Consider the following 24,957-nt stretch of genomic DNA (forward strand, 5'->3'; position numbering starts at 1 on the left):
TTTTATTCTGATGACTCATCAGATTCTGGAGTAGATATTTCAATTACTGCTTCACTTATTTCTTCGGTAACTTCAATAGTTACCTCATCCGCATCGCCTTCTGCAAATTCGATAGAAACCTCTTCAGTAGTTTCTTCGACAAGCACCTGCTCATCCAGCGTGACTACAGATTCAACGGTTGCCGTCTCCGGGTCAAATTGAATGACTGCCTGACCAAGTTGCTCAGCAGCCGCCATTGGGGCCGCGTCTTCCAACATCGGCAGGCTTTGTAAATTCGTCAGACTCAAATCATCTAAAAATTGTTTGGTGGTCGCATAGAGCCCGGGACGTCCAACTGTTTCTTTATGTCCAATAACTTCTACCCAACCACGATCTTCTAGTTGCTTCATCACATTGCTGCTTACAGCAACACCGCGAATCTCTTCAATCTCACCGCGTGTGACCGGTTGACGATAAGCAATAATCGCCAAAGTCTCCATGACAGCACGAGAATAACGCGGTGGCTTTTCTGGAGTGAGGCGATCGAGATACTCACGCATTGACAAACGACTCTGAAAACGCCAACCCGTAGCGATATGTACTAACTCCATGCCTTTGTCATCCCACTCGTGCTGGATAACTTGCAACATTTCATCGATGTCATTGGACGTGACATCGTCTGCAAATAATCGAGTCAGATCCGCAACAGTGAGTGGCTCCTGTGCGCACAGGAGTGCAGTTTCAATTACGCGCTTGTTGTGATCGTCCATAAAGTTCGGCTATCAGGCAGTACCTGGGTAGACTTTAAAAAGGTATTCAGTAATGGGTTTGGGGTGCTCTCTAGCCACTGGCAGCATTTGTCTCTGATTTTCAATTTGGAGGGCTGCCGGTGCTAAAACGAAGTTCATTCGTCCACCGCTCCCCCATTATAAGGTAAGGCTCAATACAATAGCTATATGAACTCATTTGATAGCAAAACGCCACTTTCCGAACCAATACCGAATTCTCGACGTCGCTTTCTAGGTATTAGCCTGGGTGTTGGAGCAATCGGCATAGTTCCAGGTTGCACAAGCACACCCACCCGTAAGCCAGTTGTGGCACTGGTATTGGGTGCCGGCGCAGCCAGAGGATTTGCTCATATTGGCGTCATTAAGGTGCTTGAAGCACAAGGAATTAGACCCGATATGGTCGTTGGTAGTAGTGCAGGAAGTGTCATTGCCGCACTGTATGCCTCGGGCGCCTCAGGCAACGAATTGAACCGCCTCGCCCTCAATTTAGATGAGGCTACGATTGCCGATTGGGGCCTGCCATTTGCCGGACGTTTTGGTGGCTTGATAAAGGGCGATGCCCTACAAGCGATGCTCAATCGCGAGGTTCACAACAAGACAATTGAACAAATGAACATCCCTCTGGGGGTGGTTGCAACTGACCTGCAGTCGGGCAAAGGCATCCTATTTCGATCTGGCAATACTGGCCTAGCAGTGCGTGCATCTTGTAGCGTACCTGGCGTTTTTCAACCCGCAGTGATCAGCGGTAAAGAGTACATAGATGGCGGTCTGGTGGCACCCGTACCGGTCAGTTATGCCAGACAAATGGGTGCAACCCTGGTGATTGCGGTGAATATTTCTTCCGAACCGGTGCATCAAGATGCATCAGGCACCCTTGGCATCCTCCAGCAAACGATTTCAATCATGCAAAGAAGTATCAATCAGTACGAATTGAAAGCCGCCGATATTGTGATCACACCACAACTCAAACAAATGAGTAGCGCTGATTTCAAATCCAGGAATGCAGCTGTATTAGCGGGAGAAATCGCTGCCCAAGAACAAATGGCACTGATTAAAGAAAAGCTCAGGGACTAAAGATTGTTAGCGCCGCGTTTAATATTTTTAGCTTCGTTTAGTAATTCTTGCCTGCGAGCATCGTCTAAGCCGTCGCTACCATCTAAACGCCGGGCACCGTCAAATCGCTTATCCCAGTAGAGACTACCTAAATCATCAATCCGCACACTCGTACCCTTGGATGGTGAGTGAATGAATTTGTTATCGCCAACATAAATGCCCACATGAGAAAAAGTGAGGCGCATAGTGTTAAAAAATACTAAGTCTCCTGGCTGCAGTTCTTCTCGGCCAATTGGCTTGCCCACACGACTCATCTCCGTAGACTTGCGTGGCAATAAGAAACCCAATTTATCTTTAAATACGTAACCAACAAAACTGCTGCCATCTAAACCAGTCTGAGGTAATTCAGCATCCCATCGATAACGCACGCCAATCGCCTCCATGGCGCGATTGATCAACTCATCAGGCTTCCCCGCTACAGAATCCATTAGGCGATCGGATACCCGTGCAAAGTAAGACTTACCAGCTTGAAACATACTTTCCTTAGGCGCAGGGGTATCTGCAACGGAATCACTTGGATTATCTAAGGCGTAAGAATTTGAGGCCAGCAGGGCAAGAACGCAAGTAGCCAGAATCGCTCTTAGTGCGCTGAGAGCGGTAGCTGGTAGCAAGTTTTTTAATGACATTCGTGCAGTTTAACAAAGAAGAATGATTTAACCAAGATCTCTTTAATTGCTTAAGTGATTGTTTAAAAAGGAATAATTATTTATTGCTGGTAGATATGCACCAAAATAGCCCTCTTAAGCCATTACATTAAGTAAGCTCAGCTGCGGTAAATAGTTCTTTTGTATATGCCTGACGCGGATGCTTGATCAGGGTCTCGGTATCACCAAACTCAACTACCTTACCCTCCTTCAGAACCATTAACTCATGAGACATAGCTCGAATGACAGCTAAATCGTGACTAATCATCAGATACGCGAGATTGTATTTTTTCTGCAATTCGCTGAGTAAAGCCAAAACTTGCTTTTGAATCGAAACGTCCAAGGCTGAAGTGGGCTCATCAAGCACCAAGATCTGCGGGCGCAAGATCAAGGCTCTGGCAATCGCAATCCGTTGGCGTTGACCACCAGAAAACTCATGGGGATAGCGCTCCAGGACACCCCGCTCCAATCCCACTTCGCGTACGATATCTAAGATGCGGGACTCGCGTTCTGCAGAAGTCAGTTTGGGGAAATGTACATCCAGGCCTTCTGCAATGATTTGTTTAACCGTCATTCGCGGAGATAGAGAACCAAATGGATCCTGAAAGATCACCTGCAAACTCGAACGCATTGCACGCCTTTGCGCGGGCTTCAGATCTTGCCAATCTTCACCCAGCACTTCCACCTCACCCGAAACCTGGGCATTACCATCACCCAGCAATCCCAATACAGCCATGCCAAGAGTGGTCTTGCCGGAACCAGACTCCCCGATTACTCCAATCGTTTGCCCCTGCTTTAATTCAAAGCTGACTTTACGCAGCACTTTATGAGGCGGTGCTTTTTTTAACCATGAGATTGACTCAGAACTCGGATACGCTACTGAAAGGGCATTTGTTTTTAAAAGAACTGGTGCCAAAGGCATTACAGGAGCAATCTCTCGTGCGGGCTCGCTATTGACCAGCATTTCAGTATAAGAATTATCCGGATGATGAAAAATCTGATCCGTGGAACCCACCTCCATCATCTTGCCCTGATTGAGGACAGCAACGCGGTTGGCAAAGTGCTTTACTAAATTGAGATCATGGGTAATTAATAAGATCCCCATCCCACCATCCCCCGTTGCTTCTGCCTGGAGCTCTTTAAGCAAATCTAAAATTTGCATCCGCAAGCTCACATCCAGTGCAGTGGTTGGTTCATCAGCAATTAATAGGCGCGGTTTACAGGCCAAAGCCATGGCAATCATGGCGCGCTGTCTTTGCCCGCCTGATAGTTGATGTGGGTAGGAGTGAAAGCGTCTATCTGGCTCTGGAATACCGGTTTTCTTGAGCAAATTGATTGCCGCAGATACGCACTCTGCTTTAGAAATCAAAGGCTGGTAAATCTGTACGGCCTCTACGATTTGATTGCCCACAGTAAAGAGTGGATTCAAGGCAGTCATCGGCTCCTGAAACACCATGGCAATTTCGCGACCACGAATTTTCCGGATTTGTTCAATCGGCAAAGCCAGTAAATCTACTGGCTGGACGCCCTCTTCCTTGCCACCCCACCAAATACGACCTGATACTTTGGCGCCCTCGGGTTCTAACCTCAAAGGGGCAAGTGCCGTGAGCGTCTTACCAGAGCCAGATTCTCCAACGAGCGCGACCCGCTCCCCGATGCCCACTTCAAGATCTAAATTACTGACAGCCCATTTTTCTCGGCGGCCTGAACCAAACGAAATTGAAAAATTCTCATAACGCAGTAAGGCAGAATTTTGCTTGCTCATCCGCGACCTTTCGATAACAGACCCACCTTACGAGAATCAAATGCATCACGTAATGCCTCACCCATAAAGGTTAATAACAATAAGGTCGCTACTAATACAACAAAGGTGGATAAAGAAATCCACCATGCCTCTAAATTGCCTTTGCCCTGAGCAAGCAACTCACCAAGACTAGGCGTTCCGGGAGGAACACCCAATCCCAAAAAATCCAAGCTGGTTAACGATAGGATGGCAGCACTCATACGAAACGGCAAGAAAGTGATCACCGGTGTCAGACTATTGGGAAGAATGTGCCTGCGCATGATTTGGAAATTAGTCAAACCTAAGGCTTTTGCCGCACGCACATATTCCAAAGCGCGATTGCGAAAAAATTCTGCACGCACATAATCAGATAATCCCATCCAACCAAAAGCTGCTAACAAAATAATTAACAGCGACACACTAGGATTAAATATAGAGGCAAAAATGATCAGCAGATATAGCTCTGGCATTGATGCCCAGATTTCAATAAAACGCTGCGAGATCAAATCAAATTTACCGCCAAAATAACCCATCAAAGAGCCCGTGAGAATGCCAATACTGACACCCACAATTGTTAAGGCGAGCCCAAACAAAATAGAAAGCCTGAAACCATAAATCAAACGCGCCAAGACATCGCGCCCACGATCGTCTGTTCCGAACCAGTTCTCTGCCGAAGGGGGTGCAGGATTGGGTACCTGGGAAAAATAATTTAAGGTTTCGTAGCTATACGGAATAATCGGATAAATCGCCCAATTACCTGCGCTCGTAATATTGTGGCGAATATCAGGATCTAAAAAATCCGTAGGTGTGGCAAAGTCTCCACCAAATACAGTCTCGGGTTGATTTTGCACAATCGGAAAGTAGAGATGCCCCTGATAGCGCACGATCAAAGGCTTGTCATTGGCAATCAATTCAGCGCACATGCTCAGACCAAAAAGGATCATAAAGATCCATAGACTCGCGTAGCCTATGCGACTTTTTTTAAAACGCTGCCAACGACTCATGAACCACCTCCCGCACCAAACTGAATACGAGGATCCACATAGACGTAACAAAGATCAGAAATCAAACGTGTGACCAAACCGATCAAGGTAAATAAATACAGTGTGCCCAAGACTACCGGGTAGTCACGACGCATAACCGATTCAAAGGAGAGTAGTCCCAAACCATCTAAGGAGAATAAAGTTTCAATTAATAAGGAGCCTGTAAAAAATGCCCCAATAAAAGCGGCTGGGAATCCGGTCACTAGTGGTAACAATGCATTACGAAAGACATGCTTCCATAGCACTTGGTTTTCAGTAAGGCCCTTAGCCCTGGCTGTGAGCACATATTGCTTACGAATTTCTTCCAAGAAAGCGTTTTTGGTCAGCATCGTGACTACTGCAAAGCTACCTAAGGCAGAAGCTGTGATTGGGAGAACCAGATGCCATAAGTAATCCATGATCTTGCCCATGACACTAAGATCATTCCAATTATCTGAAGTTAAACCGCGCAAAGGAAATATTTGCAAGAAGCTTCCACCGCCGAAAATCACCAATAAGAGGACACCCAAAACAAACCCCGGAATGGCATAGCCAACCAGGATCATCGTGCTGGTAATAGCGTCAAAACGTGAACCATCGCGCACAGCTTTGGCTATACCTAATGGAATCGAGATGAGATAAGTCAAAAAGAAAGTCCACAAGCCAATACTGATTGAGACGGGTAGCTTGGAGATCACTAAGTGCCACACACTTTCATGCTGGTAATAGCTTTGCCCCAAATCAAAACGAGCAAATCGTCCAAGCATCATGAAATAACGCTCAACTGGCGGCTTATCAAAGCCGTAAAGCGCCTTCACCTCTTCTAAACGCTGCGCATCAACCCCTTGGCGACCGCGATACGTTGCACCAGCACCAGAGGACTCTGAGCCACCAACTGCCCCTGCACCCTTTCCTTTGAGTTCAAGCACCATCTGCTCCACCGGTCCACCAGGAACAAATTGCACCACTGCAAACGTTAAGGTGAGCACCCCTAACAATGTTGGAATCATCAACAGCAAGCGCTTAAGAATATAAGTACGCATTTGTCCCTGCATTATTTAGACTCCTCTTTCCACCAATTTTGCATTACCCATGGCTCGGCTGAGTAATAGAGAGGCGGCTCTGGATAGCGCATCTCTTTACGGAATGCGATCCGATGGGTGGGGTTGTACCACTGCGGGATGACGTAATAACTATTCCATAGTACGCGGTCCAGCGAGCGTGCTGCTGCACGAAGCTCCTCACGGTTTTGCGCCTTAGTAATTTCATTTACCAAGGCATCGACCACCGGAGACTGCACTCCAATGACATTATCAGACCCCTTCTCTTTGGCCGCTGCACTACCAAAACGATCCCACAATTCATTTCCTGGATTTTGTGAATCCGGAAAGCGCACGGTGGTCATATCAAAATCATATTCATCCATCCGCTTCTGATGCAAGGCAAAGTCACTCGTGCGTACATCAACCTGGATACCTAACTTCTCCAGATTGCGGGTATAAGCTGAAATCACCCTCAGAAAGAAAGGTCCATCCTCAACCATTTCAAACCGAAATGGTTCGCCCTGCATATTGCGCAAGGCCCCATCACGATATTGCCAGCCTGCCTGGGCCAATAATTCTCTTGCTTTGCGTAAATTATTTCGCAGACTAGAAGGAGGCGCGGTTGAGGGCGCAGCAGGCATTGGACCAAACACTGCATCAGGTACCCACTTGGGATACTTTTCTTTAAGCGGCTTCAATATCTTCAGTTCGGCTTCAGTCGGCTTACTAGGGCCATTGAAGTTCGCACTCAAATCGCTGTTCGTAAAGTAGCTATTGATGCGACTGTACTGATCAAAAAAGAGTTGGCGATTGAGCCACTCAAAATCTAAGGCATAACCCAAAGCTTCGCGCACCCGTGGGTCTTGAAAAATTGGACGGCGTTGGTTCATTGCAAAACCCTGCATGCCAGCACCATTGTGATTGGTGAAGGCCTTCTTTAATAATGAGCCATCATTAAACTTGGAACCAACATAGCCTTTTGCCCAAATCTTGGCGCGATACTCGACTAAAGCATCAAACTCCCCGGCTTTAAAAGCCTCTAGGCGCACAGCATCATCACTGTATAACTTATAGAGCACTCGATCAAAGTTATAAAACCCCACCCTCACATTGAGGGGTTTACTCAATTGATCTACCCAATAATTCGGATTACGCTTGAAGAGAATCGATTTACCGGCCTTAAAAGATTCAATTAAATAAGGTCCACTACCAATCGGCATTTCAAAGGCCAACTGATCAAATGGAATCATTGAACCATCAGGACGCTTTCCCCAGTTGCGTGAAAAAATGGGGAGTGTGCCCACCATAATTGGTAATTCAGAATTATTATTTTTAAAATCAAATCGCACCTCTCTCGGAGAGAGCACTACCGCTGACTTCACATCAGCAAAAGTAGTCTTATAGCGAGGATGCGCAAGCCCGCTCATCAAGGTATCAAAACTATATTTGACATCCGCAGCGAGTACAGGAGAACCATCCGAGAACTTAGCCTCAGGTCGAATATGAAAAATGACTGACTTATGATCTGCTGCGACTTGAATATCATCAGCCAATAAACCATAAATACTAGAAACCTCGTCTGCACTGCCCTCCGCCAAGGACTCAAACATTAACTCGATACCAGGAGCGGTGACTCCACGCAAAGTAAAGGGGTTGAATTTATCAAAGCTACTTCTCGACCCAGGATTAGGCAAGGTGAGGGTTCCACCACGTGGGGCATTGGGATTGACATAGTCAAAATGACTAAAACCATCAGGGTATTTGGGCTTACCGTACTGGGAAATTCCTTGGGAGGCCTGAGCCGACAGTACTCCTAGCCCAAGCAATAGGCCTAAAAGTACGATCTGGGTAGCGCGGCGAATGGGGGTCAATATCAACATATATGCAACAATTGTAGATAGCAAACCTAATTTGAAGCAAAGGACACATCATGGGCTTTCTCGCTGGCAAAAAAATTCTGATTACCGGCCTCCTCTCCAACCGCTCGATTGCCTATGGCATCGCTAAAGCATGTCACCGTGAAGGCGCTGAATTGGCCTTTACCTACGTGGGCGAGCGTTTTAAAGACAGAATTGTCGATTTCGCTAAAGAATTCAATTCCGAGCTGATTTTTGACTGCGATGTGGGCAGCGACGAGCAAATCAGCGCCCTTTTTAAAGATCTTGCCAAAACCTGGCCACAATTTGATGGTTTTGTTCATGCCATTGGCTTTGCCCCCCGGGAGGCAATAGCTGGTGACTTTTTAGAAGGCCTGAGCCGCGAAGCCTTCCGCATTGCCCACGATATTTCAGCGTACAGCTTTCCAGCAATGGCTAAAGAAGCCCTACCGATGTTGCGTGATAAATCCTCCTTGCTAACCCTTTCTTACTTGGGTTCCCTACGTAATGTCCCGAACTACAACACCATGGGCTTGGCTAAAGCATCCCTAGAGGCATCTGTACGCTACTTAGCAGGTTCAGTCGGACCAAAGGGCATTCGCGTCAATGGCATCTCTGCTGGTCCGATCAAAACTCTGGCAGCTTCGGGTATCAAGGGTTTTGGCAAGATCTTAGACGCAGTAGCTACAACAGCACCACTACGTCGCAATGTCACCATTGATGATGTTGGCAATACCGCCTCTTTCTTGTTATCAGACCTGGCCAATGGCATTACCGCTGAAATCATTTATGTGGATAACGGCTTTAGTCAGGTGGTTGGCGGAATGGAAGAAGCTTGAGCGTTCCATTGGGTGAGGCCCTTAAATTTTGGGCTAAACTAGGTTTTATTAGCTTTGGTGGGCCTGCCGGACAAATCGCCGTCCTTCACCAAGAGCTAGTCGAAAAGCGTCGCTGGATTTCTGAGCGGCGCTTTTTACATGCGCTCAACTATTGCATGCTGTTGCCAGGACCAGAAGCACAGCAACTAGTAACCTATATGGGCTGGTTAATGCATCGCGGTATCGGCGGCGTATTAGCTGGATCGCTTTTTATACTGCCGTCCTTTTTTATCCTCATTGCACTCTCGTGGATTTACCTGAGTTTTGGTCAGATACCCTGGATCGCTGCGATCTTTTTTGGAATTAAACCGGCAGTCACTGCAATCGTCCTTCATGCGGGCGTACGCATTGGCAAACGCACAATCTATAACCAAGCTTTGAAGTGGATTGCACTAGCCTCCTTCTTAGCTATTTTTATCCTCAATTTGGCCTTTCCGCTGATTGTGCTGATTGCCGCTGCAACCGGTATTTGGGGTAGTAAATATCGCCCTGAATATTTTTCTCAAAATAACACCCCCTCTCAAGATCACGCTAGAGATTCTGCTGATGCGCTGATTGATGATGACACCCCGATTCCCGACCATGCCCGCTTTAGCCCAAGAAAAATGGCTGTTCAATCTGCGCTTGCCGCCGGCTTTTTCCTCATCCCAATCATTGGGTTAACTATAGTATTTGGCTGGAAAACCCTTTACCCAGAACTGGCCTGGTTCTTTACCAAAGCCGCCCTCCTCACTTTTGGTGGAGCTTATGCAGTTTTGCCTTATGTCTATCAAGGTGCAGTAGATCACTTTCATTGGTTGAGTGCAGGGCAGATGATGGATGGATTAGCTCTTGGAGAAACTACACCTGGGCCACTCATCATGGTGGTCACTTATGTTGGCTACTTAGCTGGACATATTGGGCATTTGCTTGGATACAGCAATCCATTTTGGTACGGAGTGCTCGGCGCAACCATTGCAACTTGGTTTACCTTTTTACCCTCCTTCTTTTTTATTCTGGTTGGCGGCCCGCTCATCGAGTCAACCCACGGCAAACTCAGCTTTACTGCACCATTGACTGCAATCAGTGCTGCAGTGGTTGGCGTCATCCTCAATCTAGGTTTATTTTTTGCCTATCATGTCTTTTTGCCCCACGGTATTTCGGGGTCAATCTCCTGGCTCTCGCTTGCGATTTGTATCTTGGCTGGATTAGCCCTCTTTAAATTCAAAAGAGATGTCATGAGTGTTTTATTGGCTTGTGCATTCGCGGGTTTACTGAGTTATTTTGCATCAAGCCTAATGGCTGTTTAATCAAACCTTCAAAAAAATATCAATCTTTATGAATCCACTTGATACCAGCATCAGTATTTGCACCAACTTTCTCTTTGTGCCTGGCACACGCCCAGAGCGTTTTACTAAAGCACTCAATAGCGGGGCTGACGCCGTCATTATTGATCTAGAAGATGCAGTAGCTGCACAAGATAAAGATAGCGCCCGCAACGCCATTCGCACCGCCTGGCCAACATTTACCGGTGATGAAAAAAAACGTCTCATTATTCGCACCAATGCTCCTGGCACCCGGTTTTATTCTGCCGACCTCATTCTGGCGCAAGAACTTTCAGTAGTTTGTCTACTCATTCCAAAAACCGAATCACTGGATCAAATCAATGGAGCCGCTCAAATCCTGCCCAATACAGCACTGATTCCAATGATTGAAACAGCGCTTGGATTAGATCGCCTAAAAGAGATTGCGAGCTCCAATCAAGTACTGCGCCTAGCGCTTGGAAATCTAGATTTACAGGCTGACTTAGGCATGGTGTGTGATGCGCAAGAAACAGAATTACAAACCGCCCGCTATCAAATGGTCTTAGCTTCCCGGCTTGCGCGTATTACCCCTCCAATTGATGGAGTCACGCCTTCCACGGATGATCTTGCACAGATTGAGGGAGATTCGCAGCGGGCTAAGCGCATGGGCTTTGGCGGCAAACTGTGCATTCATCCCAAACAAATTCCCGCAGTAAAGGCGGCTTTTATGCCCACTAGCGAGGAAATTGAGTGGGCTCGTAAAGTAATCGCAGCGGATCAAGTCTCTCAGGGTGGTGCAGTGAAGTTGGATGGCCGCATGATTGATCGACCCGTTGTACTGCTTGCACAAAGAACGCTCGCTATTGCTGGTAAATACTGATCTTTTTCATCCTTAAAGCTGGCAAAATTAAGGCTTAGCTCAAGCAATATCTTGGGCTGTCTAATGAAGAATGAAGGCTTTTTGATGGGAATGGGATTATTGCGCAATTTTTTTGCGGTCCTCGGAGCGCTTGTGCTGACAATCTGCCCGCTCGGGGAGAATGCATTCGCTCAAACATACCCCATTAAACCCATTACCTTAGTGGTTCCTTTTTCTGCAAGCGGTCCAACGGATACTGTTGCCCACCTCATTGCAGGCCCTATGGGCAAAGACTTGGGCCAAGAAATTCATATTGAAAATATAGCGGGAGATGGCGGCACCATTGGCACATTACGGGTAGCACGCGCTGCACCAGACGGTTATGTCATTCTGATCAACCACATTGGCATGGCAACTGCACCTGCTCTTTACAAAAAACTCCCTTACGATCCACTGAAGGACTTTGAATACATTGGACAAGCGGTCGATGTGCCGATGGTCTTGCTGGGACGTAAAAACTTACCACCGAATAATCTTAAAGAATTAGAGTCCTACATCAAGTCCAACAAAACGCATGTGACTATCGCCAATGCTGGTCAAGGAGCCGTTTCGCAGTTGTGCGGGCTTTTGTTTATGTCTCGCGAAGGAGTTGAGTTAACTAGCATCCCCTATCATGGAACTGCCCCAGCATTGACGGATCTATTGGGCGGCCAAGTGGACTTGCTATGTGATCAAACCACGCAGGTTGGTCCCTATATTCAAAAGAATTTAGTCAAGGCTTACGGCGTAACAACGCCAGCGCGCTTAAGCTCCCTACCAAACATCCCAACCCTACAAGAACAAGGTCTAAAGGGGTTTGAAATAGAAGCATGGATTGGGTTATACGCACCCAAGGGTACGCCTACTGCAGTGATTGCCAAACTCAATAAGGCACTTAGGTCAGCGCTAAATAATCCCGCTGTCAAAACGCGTTTAGCAGAATCCAATATTGAAATTGCTCCGATGAGTAAGGTCACGCCGGCAAGCTTAAAACAACACCTTGAATCCGAGATTAATAGGTGGGGTCCGATTATTCGTAATGCCGGCGCTTACGCTGAGTAAGCTCTACCCCGCCCTAAACAGAAAACCTGATCTGGCTTTTTCGCGACGCCTCTGATTCCAGGCAAGCAATATAGAAATCATCGACCAAAGCGCTAAAAATGGATCAAGCACGTAGTCCCATAGATTCATTGACTCATGCCAATGCACTGACCAAGCAAGGAGCGCTAGTGCGAAGATCCATGTGCCCTTTACCCAGCCAGCAAGGCCACAAAAAATAGCAAAAATGAGTACTCCTGCCAATAAGGCGATTGAGCTATAACCCCATACATAGGGGTCAGTCATACCAAACCCCAAGGCAAATGGATAGAAAGCGCATGCTGCGATGAGAGCAGTGATTTTAAATCCGAGCGGAATTGGCTTGGATGGTAGAACGCTAGACCATAGCAACAACATCGTCACAACACTCAGATCTCCCGTCATACCACGCACATATCCAGCTAAGGGCAACTCCATCGATAAACCTAAGGGCCAGAAAAATACATTTCCAATCAAGAAAGTCAGGAGGATGCGCACAAAGACAGGAAATTCAGTTTGAAAAACCTTTTGAGCAAGCAGCAAGATGAGGATTCCACATGTAAGGGACATCTCTAGAAGCGCAATCGTTTGTAGATGATTTGTCATTGCTTCAGCCCTTCGGTTTTGTCCTCAAGCAGAGCCGTTTGATGCTGCGCATGCTCAAGCCAAGCGCCACTAAAATAAATATGTCGGATTCTTTTTCGATCCCAGGTATAGACCAAATGCGCATCTCGACCATTTGCCGTCAGCAAATAAGGATATGAAAATTCGCGACGCTGCAAATCAGGCAAGGCTTCATCATCCTCAACAGTTTGAATGATTGACCAATCACTATCTCTGCCATTATTCATCAGCAACACTAAGCGGTAGCGTCCTGTTTCTAAATTATTCAAGGCCATCAGGCGAGTTCCATTGGCTAAGCTGATGACAGCCAATGCTGAATTGGGATTTGCGATTGGAAGATCAGAGCCGATCTGCCAATGACGCCCAGCGTCTTTAGTCACGCTAACCGGAACCTCCTTTGCTTGGTCACTGCTGCGCGTTTGACGGAAATAAGCACTTGCCTGCTCTTGACCATCAATCAAAATAGCTGGTTGAATAGCGCCCCTACCTGAGCTCATTCGTCTTAGATCAATCACCCTGTTATCTTCAATGCGCAGTAATTCACCAAATCGCCCAATCCATTCATGGTAAGCCGGCAATCCAATGCGGCCATCCTCAAATGCAATAGCTGGCGACTTCACTAAGGTGCTTAAGTTCACCAAAGGCGAGGTGATTAATCGCTCAGGCTTGCTCCAAGTGATGCCCTCATCATTGGATATCACACTAGAAATAGAGCTACCTGCCCAGCCTCCAATAGAGACGGTGACGAAAAATAACTGCAATCGCCCATCAGCCATACGAGCAGGTACAGGATTGCCCAATTTAGCAATATAACGAGATAGCCCACGTTCAGCGCGCACTCGATCCATCACTACAGTAGGTGCACTCCATGCACTCTCTTTTGAGTCAAAGACCGAGCTGGCAATCACTACATCGGGAGCCCCCTCTCGACTGCCTGCAAACCAAAATGCACGTATGGTTCCATCATTTAATGCAATTAATGAGGCTGCATGCACCGATGGAGCGCCAGTATCAGGCAACCAGTCAGCTTCAGGGGCAGAAATAGGTAACTTGGTTTTGGTCTGCTCTTCATTTGCAGGTTGCCTTGCGACTTCGAAGGGTGGTTTAAATGAGGACCAAGCGGGTTGACTATCAATACGCAGATAAGCCAGTACCCCTGCGATCAATAAAAAGCACAAGGCGAGAATACGATTCATCGACAGGCATCCTTGTCAGCACTGAGATCGCCCACCCTGACTGGCGAAGAAACTAAATACTCATCCACAAATAGATGTTCGCCAACCTGCCCCATGATCATTGCCCTGATCTCGGAATCAGAATGACGCGCCCGCATTTCCATTCGCTTACCTACTAGAGCACAAGTCTCGCAAATGACTGGCTCTGAGCCCAATGGAACTTGGACGGCTACCAAAGGATAAGTAGCTAGAAGTTCAGACACATTGCTAGCATCTTTAGAGGGGTAGCCATGCAGTTGTGCGCCTGGCAACAATAAGCGGTACTCCTCATCTTTTGCCCGGTAATCACATGGAATCCATACATCTTTTCCAGCAACCGCCTCAATCGTCTCAGCCTTATAACGTCCGAGTGCAGCCTCTAACGGTGCAAGACTGCTGGTGAGTGCACAGTACACCAAAAAGCAGCTCGCCAAAGCAAGCGCCTTACATCTCTTCTGACTCAATAGACCGAGCAAGGCAAGTACAAGACTGATGGCCATCAAAGCCCAATGGTCAAGCGGATAAACCCAAGCTCCAGCATCGCCCAAAAAATGAGACAGCTGCAGATTGTCACCGATCCAGCATAGGGCAACTAAAACAAGCAACTGCAATAAGAGCGCCAACCTGAAGCCCCATAAGGGCAGTCGCTCCCAATACAAGGCAATTAAAGCGGCAAATGCTGGCATCACTGGTAAGAGGTAACGTCCTGATCGCTGGCTTGGAAAACTAAATACCAAGAAGAAAGCAATGATCAACAAGAGCAATAGACTAGCTTCCAGTGGCATGAAGCGGCGTTCACGCCACATCTGCCCTAAGGTTGAAAGCAGCACAAATATAAACAGACCAGCATTTGCCAGAGTGGTAAGCGCCAACATCCAAATACTATCTCCACCACGTAACAAATCGAGTATGTAATTGGAGCTACGGGCCTCGAACTTGCCAGCGTTTTCACCCAGCACAAACTCTCTCCAAATTGCCTCGGGATGAGGGTCGAGCGCAAACCACAGTGAAAACACCACAAGAGCCAATACTGCAATCAGAATCAGCTTGTATAAATCGCGCTTTACTAAATCACCTATTGACCATTCACGCCAGCGCCAGTAATACAAACCCAGGGCAAAAGATGCTGGGACGATATATGCAAAAGATTTGGATAACAGTGCCAGGCCAAAACAGAGGGCAGCAAACAAGGGGAAATACATTTTTGAATTGAATGCAGCCCTACCCCAATAGAGCAGCGCCATAAACGGCAGACTCAACCAAAAAACTTCACCAGGATCGGTGAGAAAAGGTCGGCCATAGCGATAGCTTGAAAAAAAGGAGAGCCACACTAAGGCTGCCAAAACCCCAGTTCGAGAATGAGTACTAAAACGCCGTACTGCCAAGAACAAGAAAAAAGCGGTGAGCGCGGTATAAAGCACACTTGGCCAACGTAAGTTAAAGAGGCTCCAGCTCTCACCCCAATGGGTACTGGCAATCCCCTCCCAGAAAAGCAAAGGTGGCTTGGTATTTTTCAGCCCCTCCATCTCCGATTGCAATGGCAACCATTGCCCCGTTTGCGCCGTCATCCGCACAATATGCATATAGGGATACTCATCCCCATTCTTTGGCGCAAAGCGGCTATCCAAACCATATATATAGGTAAAGATGCTGAGCAATAAAATGAGAATTGCGCTACGGCAAGTGAATGAACGTGTCATCCCACTAGTTTATAGGGCTTGCAATGAATAGCTTAAAAATGGGTATTTTGAGATACTCTAGAGCGATGAGAACACATCAACCCTACAAACATATCAAGCCTTTTGCGCTAATCCTTTGGATTTTTGGTACTTTAAGTACCTGCGCCCACGGTCAATCAAGCTCTCCAACAGCGCTGTACCAACGCAGTCTAGCTGCTACCTGCGCCAATTGCCATGGCACTGATGGCAAGGGAGTGCCAAATGGTGGAATGCCTTTAATTAACCATCTCAGTAAAAAGCAAATGCTCGAGCAATTATTAGCCTATAAAGCAGGAACGAAAGCGGGCACCATCATGCCTCAGCTTTGCAAGGGTTATACCGATGAGCAACTTGCTGCCATTGCACAGGAGTTAGGCAGTCATGAATAAGCGCCGAGAATTTCTAGGTCATGGCATGGGAATGCTTGGCCTCTTGGCTGGTGCTTCTGGGTCGGCACATGCCAACTTGCAGAGCGCAGAGATTGTCGTCATTGGCGGAGGATATGGTGGGGCTACTGCGGCCAAATATTTACGACTTTTCTCAAACAACACGGCACGGGTCACTTTGATAGAACCCAATGCATCTTTTATCTCATGCCCCCTCTCGAACCTGGTAGTAGGTGGCAGTAAAAACTTGGCTGAACTCACCATCTCTTATGCTAATTTAAGCAAACGCCATGGCATCAAGATGATTCAAGATAGCGCGCTGCAGATTGATCCAGAAACAAAACGGATCAAACTCTTCTCGGGTCAAATCGTACCCTATGACAAGTTGGTAATTTCCCCAGGCGTCAGTCTGTTAATGGATTCAATAGAGGGTTTAAGCAACGCCAATCGAGCTGGAGTGACATTGCAAGCCTGGAAGGCGGGTCCCGAAACTATCGCATTGCACAAACAACTGAGTGCAATGCGTGATGGCGGCATCTTTGCTATCAGTGTTCCTGAGGCACCCTATCGCTGCCCACCAGCACCATACGAGCGTGCCTGCCAAGTAGCAAGCTACCTTAAGCAACATAAACCCAAATCCAAAGTACTCATCTTGGACGCTAATCAAGATATCACCTCCAAAGGCGCCCTCTTTAGAAAAGTATGGGCACAGGATTACCCCGGTTTAATTGAATACCGACCCAATCAAAATGTCATTGCGGTAGACGCAAAAACAAAAACGATCAAACTTGAAATCGATGAAGATGTCAAAGCAGATGTGCTTAATCTGTTACCTGCCATGAGTGCTGGCGATATTGCGGTTAAAACTGGTTTAGCAAATTCCAATGGACGCTGGGTCAATGTCAATTTCCTGAACTTCGAATCCACTGCGCAAAAAGACATCCATGTATTAGGCGATGCAATCCAAGTTGCCTATGCCATGCCAAAATCTGGCCATATGGCGAACCAGCATGCTAAGGTAGCCGCCGCTGCCATTGTTGCCGAGCTCAATAACTGGGAAGTGAATCCCGCACCCGTTCTCACTAATGCGTGTTATAGCTTTGTCAGCCCAACCCAAGCAGTTCACGTGGCTAGCGTGCACCAATATAACGCTGCAGAGCAAACCTTTAAGCCCGTTCCAGGCGCTGGGGGACTCTCTTCGGAACCCTCTCTTCTTGAGGGAGAGTATGGTTGGGGTTGGGCTCATAATATCTGGGCAGACACCCTTGCTTAAATTAGCAATATAAATATAAAGGAGCGCAAATGACACCCCGCTTACCAAAAGATGCCTCAAAACTTGAAGACGCGCTTGAGCGCCTGACTGTTCCCATCGGTAATTTATTTGTATCGTTATTTCATCGCATTGCTTTGTTTGGAATTGGCGCTGCAACTGTTTGGTCAGCAGCAGTGGCCTTTATCGGCATGGCCAATAAAGGCTCAGCCTCCATTGAAGATTTACTGCTCTTATTTATCTATCTTGAGATCGGCGCCATGGTTGGGATTTACTTCAAGACCAATCACATGCCAGTGCGTTTTTTGATTTACGTTGCCATTACTGCAGTAACGCGCTTAATTATCGATCTAGTAAACACCAGGCATGAGGCGGATATGGCCATCCTTTTTATGGGTCTCACCATTCTGATTTTGGCTCTCGCAAATGCGATAGTTCGCTATGCCTCATTCAAATACCCAAGTAAGTCTGGGGATAGCGATTAGACTGATGGGTTATTAAATGCCTTAGTCAGATAGGGGTGAACACCTCGATTCAGGCAACTGCGGACGTAATCAATACTTGTACGCAAAGCGTAGTAATCACTCGACATACTCTTGGATAACTCTATATTCAAGACTTGGTATTCCAGTAGATCGAGCTTTTTAAGATAAGCATCTCGATCAATCGGCCCCTCGTCCATAGTTAACTCTTGCTCGTACTGCTTGAGGGTGCCGTACATCCGAATCAGCTTATTTTGCATACGCTTCTTGCGAAAACTGGGTAATGCCATCAGGGCTGGATAGGCAAATACGAATAAAGGCAGCATGATAAATAGCAAGCGGTTAATCATTTCTGCCAACCAAAATGGGAGATAGTTCATGAGCCAAGGTGAGCCATTTTTCTCAAAGTGAACCGCTACCGGACTCTCGGGGAGCGTGGAGTTTTTAAATGCTGGAAACTCACCTCGCTTAGAAAAGAATGTGGCTTTGCCATTGATGCTTTTTGCAGCCTCAATAAATAAGAATTGAATCGCTGGATGCATCCGATCGTCAATCAATAGATTGGTAGTCGTAGATAACAGCTTAATATCTTTATTTGGAAAATTACGGCTTAGACTAAAGGCGCCTTCTGGAACATTCAAAATGGTCAAGTAAGGCAATGCGCGTGCATAAGCCTCTGCCCGGGAAAAATTAGCCAAGTGCAGTTCTGGGTCATTAATCAAGGCTTGCACATTGGGCGCCTCAAATGTATCTGCAATAAAGATGGCATCTATCTCCCCTTTTTTGATTGCTTGTACCCCTTGCTCTTCAGGCAAATATACAAAATGAGGTACCCGGTCCAAACCCGATGCCTTCAGCACCTGCATAGCTTGCGCATGGGAACTGCCACCCTCAACGCCAACAGAAATCACCACATTTTTTTTAAGTTCGCCTAGGGCTTTCATTGCCTGAGAATGAATATCTTTTACTTCGGGGCCGCGATAGAAAAACCAAATCGGGTCATAAGTAATGGATCCCAAAGATTCGATGCCCTCTACTCCGCTGGGGTTATAGACGCCAGCTTGGACAAAAGCTGCCTGCACGGGATCCTTCCGATCAACTAAGAGCGCAATATTTTCTTGGGCACCTTTAGTTGCTTTGAGCTCTAACTTAACACCCTGCTGAGCAAAAAATTCTGCATACTTTTTTCCAAGGATTTCATAAGAGCCTCCAGGTGCTCCGGTTGCCATGACAACATGCCTAGGAGGTGGAGGGTCAGCGTACCACCAGGCAAACATCAGTGCGAGCAAAATAAATAAAAGGATTGGCCAGGTCTCTTTTAAAAAAACGAGAAAATCGGACCAATATTCCTGAACCATCTCATGTAAACCTAAAAAGGTTTCTTTGGTGTTTTTCTTAAAACTTCCCATGGCTTTGCACCCAGCAAATATGTCAAAAGCCAATGATAATGTGCTTATAAACTTATGAACTAATCGATCAGGAGAAATGATGATCCAAATCCGTAAATCTCAAGAGCGCGGCTATGCAGACCACGGCTGGCTCAAAAGCCTCCATTCCTTCTCGTTTGCCGGATACCATGACCCCCGATTCATGGGCTGGGGTAATTTGAGGGTGATTAATGAAGATCGTGTAGCGCCAGGCATGGGCTTTGGTAAGCACGGCCACCGCAATATGGAAATCATTAGCTACGTTCTTTCTGGCGAGTTGGCTCACGAAGACAGCATGGGCAATGTCAAAGGTATACCTCCCGGTGATGTACAGCGCATGAGTGCCGGTACTGGTGTCACACATAGTGAATTCAACTATGCGAAAGACCAAACAACCCACTTTCTACAAATCTGGATTGAACCCAACGCCCTTGAAATTCCGCCGAGCTATGAGCAAAAAACCGTTCCCGTTGAGGATAAGCAAGGCAAACTGCGTTTAGTTGCCTCTCCAGATGGTGCGGATGGCTCAGTAAAAATACATGCAGATGCCAAAATGTATGCGGGTCTATTTAACGGTACGCAAACTGCAGAACTGAAGCTCAATCCCACAAACAAGGCTTACGCCCACCTCATTCGAGGCACTTTAGATATCAATGGCCGGCAGTTGTCAGCAGGTGATGCTCTCCTCATTGAAAATGAGAGCCATATCAGCTTGAGTCATGGTCAAGATGCCGAAGTCCTGGTGTTTGACTTAAGCAATTAAAGCACGACCGAACTAAGGCTAATGGGAGTTAGAATTAAGATCATTGGCTCATTTGGAACTTCGTCAGAATTATGAAATTCAAGGACTATTACGAAACGCTTGGCGTTGCACGTGGCGCCACCGAAGCAGAAATCAAAACGGCTTACCGCAAACTTGCTCGTAAATATCATCCGGACGTGAATAAAGCAGCAGACGCAGAAGAGAAATTTAAAGAACTGGGCGAGGCCTACGCTGTCTTGAAGGATACAGAGAAGCGCGCTGCTTACGATCGCATGGGTGCCAACTGGAAGAACGGTCAAGATTTTCAGGCGCCACCAAACTGGAATGATGGTTTTGAATTCACTGAAGGTGGTGGCTATAACCCAGGTTATGGCGGCGGTCACGAAGGCGATCAGAGCGAATTCTTTGAATCCCTATTTGGCAGAGGCAGGCATCGCGCTGGCGGGAGAGCAAGCCAGGGAAATGCCAGTCAAGGTATGCACTTTAAAGGCCAAGATCACCATGCCAAAATTTCAATTGATATAGCCGATGCCTATAACGGCGCCAAGCGCACGATTGCCTTGTATATGCCTACTCTAGATGCCAGTGGACATGTCAGCACCCAAGAGCGCAAACTAGATGTCAGCATTCCAAAAGGGATTAAGGCCGGCCAAAACCTGCGCTTAAGCGGTCAAGGAGGCCCGGGTTTTGGCGAAGGTGGCGCAGGCGATCTCTATTTAGAAATTGATTTTCTTCCCAATCGTCTTTATCGCGTCGATGGTAAAGATGTCTATCTTGATTTGCCTTTAGCTCCCTGGGAAGCAGCGCTGGGTACAACCGTCAATGTGCCAATTCCATCTGGCTCAACCTTGGAATTGAAAATTCCTGCCGGGACTGTGGCAGGTCGGAAGATGCGCTTAAAGGAAAAAGGTATTCCAAGCAAAGAGCCGGGTGATTTTTATGTTGTGCCAACAATTTCTTTACCCAATGCAGAAACCGATGCTCAAAAAAATGCTTACAAGGCCTTTGAGCAGGCTTTCGACTTCAACCCCAGGGCAAACTTAAAGGGATGACTGTAATGACACAAACTAATATGACATGGATTGAAGGCGCCGTTGTTGAAACGGAGATTCACATGACTATTGTTGAGCTCGCGCACGCCTCAAGAACCCCTGAAGATCTCATCATGGCTTGGGTTTCTGAGGGTGTATTGAGTCCAGTAGGATCATCTCCTCAAGAGTGGCGCTTTGGAGGAGACTCACTCAAGCGCGCAAGAATAGCGGCGCACCTCACTCATGATCTGGATTTAAATACACCCGGAGTAGCCCTCGCCCTAGATCTCCTCGAAGAAATCTCTCAATTGCGCAAGCGTTTGCAGCGTGAGAACCTAGGTTAAAAGGACTTGGATTCCAATCTTCTTAAAAAACCAGCCCAAAATGCTGGGGACATCAGTTTATTTTCCGCCACAGCATTAGGCATTGGCGGCATGATGGGCGCTGGTCTCTACTCTCTTTTGGGATTGGCAAGCGTCCATGCTGGCACCCATGTTCCGCTCGCTTTTTTCATCGGCGCAATTGCTGCCTCCTTTTCGGTTTACTCTTACGCAAAACTAGGCGCTGCATTTCCTAGCAGTGGGGGCGCTGCAACTTTTACGGTCATGAGTTTTGGTCCTGGAGTGATTTCAGGTGGACTCAACCTCTTTCAGTACATCGCTTATTTAATCGCAGCCGCTCTCTATGCGGCAGGCTTTGTGGAGTACACCAACACCCTTTTTGGTGGCGATTTATCCACGGTCACATTGAATCTCATTACTGTTGCCATTATTTTGGTTTGCAGCTTTATTAATTTATTGGGGCCCAGCCTGGTGGGTCGAGCAGAAACGGTAGCGATTGCTTTGGTAGTAATCAGTCTTTTAGTTTTTTCTGCTATGGGCTTTCATCAAGCCGATCTGAAAACATTTTCAATGTCTGGCGGTTCGGCTGAAGGAATCGCAGTAGCGGCGGGAATTTTATATATTAATTTTCAAGGCTTTGGAGTGGTAACCAATTCCTCCTCAGCAATGAAGAAGCCTCAAAAAGAACTGCCGCTTGCCATGTTTTCTGCATTAATTTTGGTAACCATTGCCTACCTCTTGGTGAGTGGCGCAGTAGTCCTGCTGATGCCTCTAGGTTCGATCGAATCACACAATGGCCACGTATTGGCTGATGCCGCTCAAATAGTCGCCGGCAAGCTTGGCTTGGTCATCATTAGCATTTCTGCATTGTTAGCTTGTGCAGCTGCTGTCAATGCCACTATTTTTGCAGCATCCAATATCGCCGCTGACCTAGCCAATAAAACTGAGGCGTCAGCGGTACTGGGAAATCGCATTCTCAAAAATAATGTGCACGCCCTGACTGTTTCTTCTGTAGGTGTCATTATTTTGGCTTTAATTTTCCCACTCGAAGAGGTGGGACAAATGGCAAGTTTGGCTTTCTTGCTAGTCTATGCCGCAATTACTTATGGGCATATTCGCATTCACCTCAAGACTGGGGCTAAACCTCTAATTTTATGGTGCGCCATTGCAATTAACTTAACACTCTTTACCGCGCTCTTTATCAATACTCTGAAAACCTCACCATCAAGCGCCATTGCTCTGATTATTGCCCTAGTGAGTTCTTTTGGAATAGAAACCTTCTTTAGGCTACGCCCCAAAAGGCACTAAGCCTCTGAACGCGCCAATAACCATTCCCAGCGTTGCAACTTTTGGTCTAAGTCTGCTGTGATTTCCGTTAAGCGGGCTTGCATGCTAGCAGCTAATTCAGGTTCATTCTTATAGAGATCGGGGCTGCTCATGCTAATCCCAATTTCTGCCTGCTCTGCTTCCAAACCTTCAATTTCTAAAGGCAGCGCTTCTAACTCTTGACGCTCTTTGCCTTTCAATTTAGACACTGCCGCTTTAGCCGCCAAGGGCTTTTCAGAAACTTTAGCCTCAGACTTTTTCTCGAGCTTTTCAGGGGGCTTTGCTACAGCATGACTAGCGCGAATTTTGTCTGAGCGGGCTTTCTGAATCTTCCAATCCTCATACCCGCCCTCATACTCGCGCCAGAATCCATCACCCTCATTAGCAATGATACTTGTCACTACGTTATCTAAGAAATAGCGATCATGACTCACCAAGAAGACGGTACCCTTGTAATCTTGTAGCAGTTGCTCCAACAAGTCCAAGGTATCAATATCCAAGTCATTTGTTGGCTCATCCAATACCAATACATTGGCTGGTCGTGCAAATAAGCGGGCAAGCAACAAACGATTGCGCTCACCGCCCGACAATGTACTCACCGGTGAATTCGTTCTCTCTGGTGCAAATAAGAAATCGCTCAAATAGCTTTTGACATGCTTACGATTGCCATTAATTTCAACCCATTCACTACCCGGACTAATATAGTCTTCAAGCGAGGCATTGAGATCCAAGCCCTCGCGCATTTGATCAAAATAGGCAACCTCTATGCGGGTACCCATGGTTGCAGTACCAGAGTCTGGCGTAATGCTGCCTAATATCAACTTGAGTAAAGTAGTTTTACCGGCGCCATTAGGGCCAAGTAGGCCGACTTTATCACCACGCAAAATAGTCGCCGTAAAATCAGTAACGATTGGGCGGTCATAAGCCTTGCTGACATTTTGCAAGTCAGCAACGATCTTGCCACTGCGGTCACCAGCCGAGACAGCCAGCTTAACTTGACCAACAGCATCACGACGCTGCGCACGGCTGGCACGCAAATTTTCTAAACGGGCGATACGCGCAACACTACGTGTACGGCGTGCTTCTACCCCCTTACGAATCCACACCTCTTCTTGTGCCAGTAATTTATCGGCACGGGCATTAGCCAAAGACTCAGCATTCAGCTCCTGGTCTTTTAAGACTTCGTATTGGGAAAAATTTCCGGGATAGCTACGGAGAATGCCACGATCTAATTCAACAATCTGTGTGCAGATGTTATCCAAGAATGCGCGATCATGGGTAATGAGTATGACTGAGCCCTTGTACTCTCGCAAAAGCGCTTCTAACCATGAAATAGAATCCAGATCTAAATGGTTGGTAGGCTCATCTAAGAGCAAGACATCAGGCATCTCTACTAAAGCCCGCGCCAAGGCAACCCGTTTTTTGGTGCCGCCCGATAGCGTGCTGATTTTGACATCACCATCCAGATGAAGACGGTCTAGGGTTTCATAAACACGTTGCTCCCAATTCCAACCGCTGAGCGCCTCCAACTGAGACTGAACCTCGTCCATTCTGTGCTGAGATACATCATCCCAATCGCCCACACTCAAAGCCTCATACTCCTCACGCAAGGCTTTTACCTGGGATACGCCCTTGGAGACAGCATCAAAAACGGTTTCCTCAGCTGCAAAAATAGGCTCCTGAGGGACATAGGCAATACGTAGGCCCTGCTGGTATTGCAAAAGCCCATCATCCATTTTTTCAATACCAGCCAAAATCTTCAATAGAGAGGATTTGCCGGTGCCATTGCGGCCAATTAAGCCAACACGCTCCCCTGATTCCAGTGAGAAAGCGGTGTTTGCGAGGAGGTCAACGTGGCCAAAAGCCAGTTTTGCATCAGTAAGTACGATTAAAGCCATGGCGACATTATCGTCACTTCGTGTATTAAGGTCAGAATTATTAATTATTTGAAGAAAGATGCGCTCTTTGAGCGGTAGAATTTAAGAAAGCA

24 protein-coding genes are annotated in these 24,957 nt (G+C 47.0%); 12 read left to right on the forward strand and 12 right to left on the reverse strand.

All coding sequences use genetic code 11. From position 1 onward, the window contains the following. Positions 1 to 2: 2 nt before the first annotated feature. On the reverse strand, positions 3 to 749 hold the full coding sequence (gene scpB, locus BOQ04_RS07980; RefSeq protein WP_076024220.1) for an SMC-Scp complex subunit ScpB: 747 nt from the start codon (positions 747 to 749) through the stop codon (positions 3 to 5). 12 nt (positions 750 to 761) lie between these two features. Next, the gene (locus BOQ04_RS11010) at positions 762 to 887 is read right to left on the reverse strand and encodes a hypothetical protein (RefSeq protein ID WP_269844392.1); all 126 of its coding nucleotides are present in this window, start codon (positions 885 to 887) and stop codon (positions 762 to 764) included. A gap of 48 nt (positions 888 to 935) precedes the next feature. Here BOQ04_RS11010 and BOQ04_RS07985 point away from each other — a divergent pair, with 48 nt between their 5' ends. After that, positions 936 to 1,841 carry a patatin-like phospholipase family protein gene (locus BOQ04_RS07985; protein ID WP_076024221.1) on the forward strand — a complete coding sequence of 302 codons (906 nt, stop codon included), beginning with the start codon at positions 936 to 938 and terminating at the stop codon, positions 1,839 to 1,841. On the opposite strand, the gene BOQ04_RS07990 is transcribed toward BOQ04_RS07985, so the two are convergent. The 5 genes from BOQ04_RS07990 to BOQ04_RS08010 all read right to left on the reverse strand — a co-directional run bounded on the left by BOQ04_RS07990 (position 1,838) and on the right by BOQ04_RS08010 (position 8,252). After that, on the reverse strand, positions 1,838 to 2,506 hold the full coding sequence (locus tag BOQ04_RS07990; protein WP_076024222.1) for a C40 family peptidase: 669 nt from the start codon (positions 2,504 to 2,506) through the stop codon (positions 1,838 to 1,840). The genes BOQ04_RS07985 and BOQ04_RS07990 overlap by 4 nt on opposite strands. 127 nt (positions 2,507 to 2,633) lie before the next feature. After that, complete coding sequence (locus BOQ04_RS07995; RefSeq protein ID WP_076024223.1) at positions 2,634 to 4,289, reverse strand: ABC transporter ATP-binding protein; 1,656 nt, start codon at positions 4,287 to 4,289, stop codon at positions 2,634 to 2,636. After that, positions 4,286 to 5,311, reverse strand: coding sequence for an ABC transporter permease (locus BOQ04_RS08000; RefSeq protein ID WP_076024224.1), 1,026 nt, complete (start codon positions 5,309 to 5,311; stop codon positions 4,286 to 4,288). The genes BOQ04_RS07995 and BOQ04_RS08000 overlap by 4 nt, the downstream gene beginning before the upstream one ends. Beyond that, positions 5,308 to 6,372: a microcin C ABC transporter permease YejB gene (locus BOQ04_RS08005; protein WP_198929312.1), complete on the reverse strand. Its 1,065-nt coding sequence runs from the start codon at positions 6,370 to 6,372 to the stop codon at positions 5,308 to 5,310. Before BOQ04_RS08005 ends, BOQ04_RS08000 begins: the two co-directional genes overlap by 4 nt. Before the next feature lie 11 nt (positions 6,373 to 6,383). Beyond that, entirely contained in the window at positions 6,384 to 8,252 is a 1,869-nt protein-coding gene (locus tag BOQ04_RS08010; protein WP_076024226.1) for an extracellular solute-binding protein, read from the reverse strand. A gap of 50 nt (positions 8,253 to 8,302) precedes the next feature. On the opposite strand from BOQ04_RS08010, the gene fabI reads away from it, so the two are divergent. The 4 genes from fabI to BOQ04_RS08030 all read left to right on the forward strand — a co-directional run bounded on the left by fabI (position 8,303) and on the right by BOQ04_RS08030 (position 12,370). Further along, positions 8,303 to 9,088 carry an enoyl-ACP reductase FabI gene (gene fabI, locus BOQ04_RS08015; RefSeq protein WP_076024227.1) on the forward strand — a complete coding sequence of 262 codons (786 nt, stop codon included), beginning with the start codon at positions 8,303 to 8,305 and terminating at the stop codon, positions 9,086 to 9,088. Beyond that, complete coding sequence (gene chrA, locus BOQ04_RS08020; RefSeq protein WP_076024228.1) at positions 9,085 to 10,416, forward strand: chromate efflux transporter; 1,332 nt, start codon at positions 9,085 to 9,087, stop codon at positions 10,414 to 10,416. Before fabI ends, chrA begins: the two co-directional genes overlap by 4 nt. A 28-nt stretch (positions 10,417 to 10,444) precedes the next feature. Beyond that, positions 10,445 to 11,290 carry an HpcH/HpaI aldolase/citrate lyase family protein gene (locus BOQ04_RS08025; RefSeq protein WP_076024229.1) on the forward strand — a complete coding sequence of 282 codons (846 nt, stop codon included), beginning with the start codon at positions 10,445 to 10,447 and terminating at the stop codon, positions 11,288 to 11,290. 63 nt (positions 11,291 to 11,353) lie between these two features. Further along, positions 11,354 to 12,370: a tripartite tricarboxylate transporter substrate-binding protein gene (locus tag BOQ04_RS08030; protein WP_233126728.1), complete on the forward strand. Its 1,017-nt coding sequence runs from the start codon at positions 11,354 to 11,356 to the stop codon at positions 12,368 to 12,370. A gap of 3 nt (positions 12,371 to 12,373) precedes the next feature. Here BOQ04_RS08030 and BOQ04_RS08035 read toward each other — a convergent pair whose 3' ends face one another. The 3 genes from BOQ04_RS08035 to BOQ04_RS08045 are packed head-to-tail and all read right to left on the reverse strand — an operon-like array spanning position 12,374 to position 15,923. Continuing rightward, positions 12,374 to 12,991, reverse strand: a complete 618-nt coding sequence (locus tag BOQ04_RS08035) for a hypothetical protein (RefSeq protein ID WP_076024230.1) — start codon at positions 12,989 to 12,991, stop codon at positions 12,374 to 12,376. Beyond that, entirely contained in the window at positions 12,988 to 14,205 is a 1,218-nt protein-coding gene (locus BOQ04_RS08040; protein WP_076024231.1) for a sialidase family protein, read from the reverse strand. Before BOQ04_RS08040 ends, BOQ04_RS08035 begins: the two co-directional genes overlap by 4 nt. Beyond that, positions 14,202 to 15,923 carry an ArnT family glycosyltransferase gene (locus BOQ04_RS08045; RefSeq protein ID WP_076024232.1) on the reverse strand — a complete coding sequence of 574 codons (1,722 nt, stop codon included), beginning with the start codon at positions 15,921 to 15,923 and terminating at the stop codon, positions 14,202 to 14,204. Before BOQ04_RS08045 ends, BOQ04_RS08040 begins: the two co-directional genes overlap by 4 nt. Before the next feature lie 23 nt (positions 15,924 to 15,946). Between BOQ04_RS08045 and BOQ04_RS08050 the strand changes: the two genes are divergently transcribed. Genes BOQ04_RS08050 through BOQ04_RS08060 form a run of 3 tightly spaced genes read left to right on the forward strand, consistent with a single transcriptional unit; the run spans position 15,947 to position 18,082 of the window. Then, the gene (locus BOQ04_RS08050) at positions 15,947 to 16,330 is read left to right on the forward strand and encodes a c-type cytochrome (RefSeq protein WP_233126730.1); all 384 of its coding nucleotides are present in this window, start codon (positions 15,947 to 15,949) and stop codon (positions 16,328 to 16,330) included. Beyond that, complete coding sequence (locus BOQ04_RS08055) at positions 16,323 to 17,600, forward strand: NAD(P)/FAD-dependent oxidoreductase (RefSeq protein ID WP_076024233.1); 1,278 nt, start codon at positions 16,323 to 16,325, stop codon at positions 17,598 to 17,600. The genes BOQ04_RS08050 and BOQ04_RS08055 overlap by 8 nt, the downstream gene beginning before the upstream one ends. Positions 17,601 to 17,629: 29 nt before the next feature. After that, positions 17,630 to 18,082: a phosphate-starvation-inducible protein PsiE gene (locus BOQ04_RS08060; protein WP_076024234.1), complete on the forward strand. Its 453-nt coding sequence runs from the start codon at positions 17,630 to 17,632 to the stop codon at positions 18,080 to 18,082. Here the strand turns inward: BOQ04_RS08060 and BOQ04_RS08065 are convergent. Next, the gene (locus tag BOQ04_RS08065) at positions 18,079 to 19,488 is read right to left on the reverse strand and encodes a TAXI family TRAP transporter solute-binding subunit (RefSeq protein WP_076024260.1); all 1,410 of its coding nucleotides are present in this window, start codon (positions 19,486 to 19,488) and stop codon (positions 18,079 to 18,081) included. The two genes, BOQ04_RS08060 and BOQ04_RS08065, sit on opposite strands and share 4 nt — an antisense overlap. A gap of 79 nt (positions 19,489 to 19,567) precedes the next feature. Between BOQ04_RS08065 and BOQ04_RS08070 the strand changes: the two genes are divergently transcribed. The 4 genes from BOQ04_RS08070 to BOQ04_RS08085 all read left to right on the forward strand — a co-directional run bounded on the left by BOQ04_RS08070 (position 19,568) and on the right by BOQ04_RS08085 (position 22,949). Further along, positions 19,568 to 20,269 carry a pirin family protein gene (locus BOQ04_RS08070; RefSeq protein ID WP_076024235.1) on the forward strand — a complete coding sequence of 234 codons (702 nt, stop codon included), beginning with the start codon at positions 19,568 to 19,570 and terminating at the stop codon, positions 20,267 to 20,269. A gap of 71 nt (positions 20,270 to 20,340) precedes the next feature. Beyond that, positions 20,341 to 21,321, forward strand: coding sequence for a DnaJ C-terminal domain-containing protein (locus tag BOQ04_RS08075; protein WP_076024236.1), 981 nt, complete (start codon positions 20,341 to 20,343; stop codon positions 21,319 to 21,321). Positions 21,322 to 21,326: 5 nt separating this feature from the next. After that, the gene (locus BOQ04_RS08080; RefSeq protein WP_076024237.1) at positions 21,327 to 21,644 is read left to right on the forward strand and encodes a chaperone modulator CbpM; all 318 of its coding nucleotides are present in this window, start codon (positions 21,327 to 21,329) and stop codon (positions 21,642 to 21,644) included. Between the two features lie 6 nt (positions 21,645 to 21,650). Then, the gene (locus tag BOQ04_RS08085; protein ID WP_076024238.1) at positions 21,651 to 22,949 is read left to right on the forward strand and encodes an APC family permease; all 1,299 of its coding nucleotides are present in this window, start codon (positions 21,651 to 21,653) and stop codon (positions 22,947 to 22,949) included. Here the strand turns inward: BOQ04_RS08085 and BOQ04_RS08090 are convergent. Next, positions 22,946 to 24,865, reverse strand: coding sequence for an ATP-binding cassette domain-containing protein (locus BOQ04_RS08090; RefSeq protein WP_076024239.1), 1,920 nt, complete (start codon positions 24,863 to 24,865; stop codon positions 22,946 to 22,948). The genes BOQ04_RS08085 and BOQ04_RS08090 overlap by 4 nt on opposite strands. Between the last annotated feature and the right edge of the window lie 92 nt (positions 24,866 to 24,957).

This window comes from Polynucleobacter sphagniphilus (assembly GCF_001953355.1).
Taxonomy (GTDB): Bacteria; Pseudomonadota; Gammaproteobacteria; order Burkholderiales; family Burkholderiaceae; genus Polynucleobacter; species Polynucleobacter sphagniphilus.